The 1417-nt window shown below is 32.0% G+C and carries 2 protein-coding genes; both read left to right on the forward strand.

The window, feature by feature from the left end; all coding sequences use genetic code 11:
* On the forward strand, positions 1 to 331 hold a 331-nt coding region (locus U868_RS23905; protein WP_036412383.1), incomplete at its 5' end, for a hypothetical protein.
* 588 nt (positions 332 to 919) lie between these two features.
* Positions 920 to 1417: DUF6387 family protein (locus U868_RS0122410; RefSeq protein ID WP_025155237.1), on the forward strand; the 498-nt coding region annotated here is incomplete at its 3' end.

Genomic DNA, 1417 nt, shown 5'->3' on the forward strand with positions numbered 1-1417 from the left:
ATATTATATTATATTATATTGTAATGTTGATACCGAGATTGCAAAAGCAATAAAAACCAACTCTAAGGGGTTTACTTGTAATAGCTATAACAAGATAATTCCATATGGTAAACAAAATGGTGAGATTATACTTTTTTTCTCAGACCACAAAGTTGATGAAGATACAGAATTTCAAACTATAAAACTTAACATAGCTGAAATAACAAAAGGCCAAGAGCCAGAGCAGGGAACTATTGTTTATAGTCGGATTTTAGAAATGGATATGACAATATTTGATAACTACATCCGAAAGAAAAACACTCATCTTAAACTCGCTAAGGACAATTTGTAGGAGTTATATGAAATTTTTAAGTGGCTGAGATAATACAGCTTGAATATCATCTTCTGTGAATTCTAAGCCATACTCAATATGTTAATACTCAAAATCCTGTTGATGCAATATTCCTCCATAAATTAGAGGTGAGCAAGATAATTTAGAAATTACTTCATAGAAATTTTCATGTGATCGACACTTGTTTAGTAGACCAAAGCTTTCACATCTTTTCCATTCTAATATTGCACTAAATATAATCTTATGTTTTTCATTTGTTGTCATAATAAAATCCTAAATTAATTTTATACTTGATGTTAAGCAATATATAATGAAAGTCAATATGCAAAAGTCAATTAGATTTATTATCTACATCCAAAACTAATATGATATTAAATTATGAGATTTTAATTATTGGTAAAAATAAAAGTTTTGCATGTAAAATTTAATATGATGGAATTTATATTAAGTAAAATATTATTAAGAGTAATTGTTTGCACTTGATGTACTATTAATTCAAAAAACTTTTGATAGCTCTAACCTCACTCTTAGATAGAGATTATAAATCCTAATTATTATTTAATTGCATTATGAAAAATAAGGAAATGTATGAAAAACTGGACAGCAGAGCAAACGAAGGAAGTCAAAACATGGTTCACACCGGATAACTACGAGGTTTTCAGAGATCTAACTCTTAAAGCTTACTACCATGAACTATGGGCACGAGCGATTTGGCATCGACCTTGGCCTACAGAAGAGGAAGCTAGGGATCTCATCCAATTTGGCATCAAAGTGTTTGGGGGCAATCCTGTTTTATACAATGCAGACCAGCTTCAATATACTGATAGAGTCGATTTTCTGTATGAGCCTCCTCATATCCATCTGACTACAACTAAGAGGATCGCTCAGCTCGGTATAAACAGTATGGTGGCGGGTCTCTTTGCATGGGATGGGGGTCAACAATACAGGATAATTCCCGAGTATTCTGAGTCTTACATTTCAGAAGTTTTTAACGAAAGTTTTACCAAAAATACTGTGATGCTTGAAATAGACTTGGCAAGTGGAACTGATGAAGAGATAGCTGAATCGGTAATCCCCCCGAAAAAC

The sequence above is a fragment of the Morganella morganii H1r genome (assembly GCF_000633515.1).
GTDB lineage: Bacteria > Pseudomonadota > Gammaproteobacteria > Enterobacterales > Enterobacteriaceae > Morganella > Morganella morganii_B.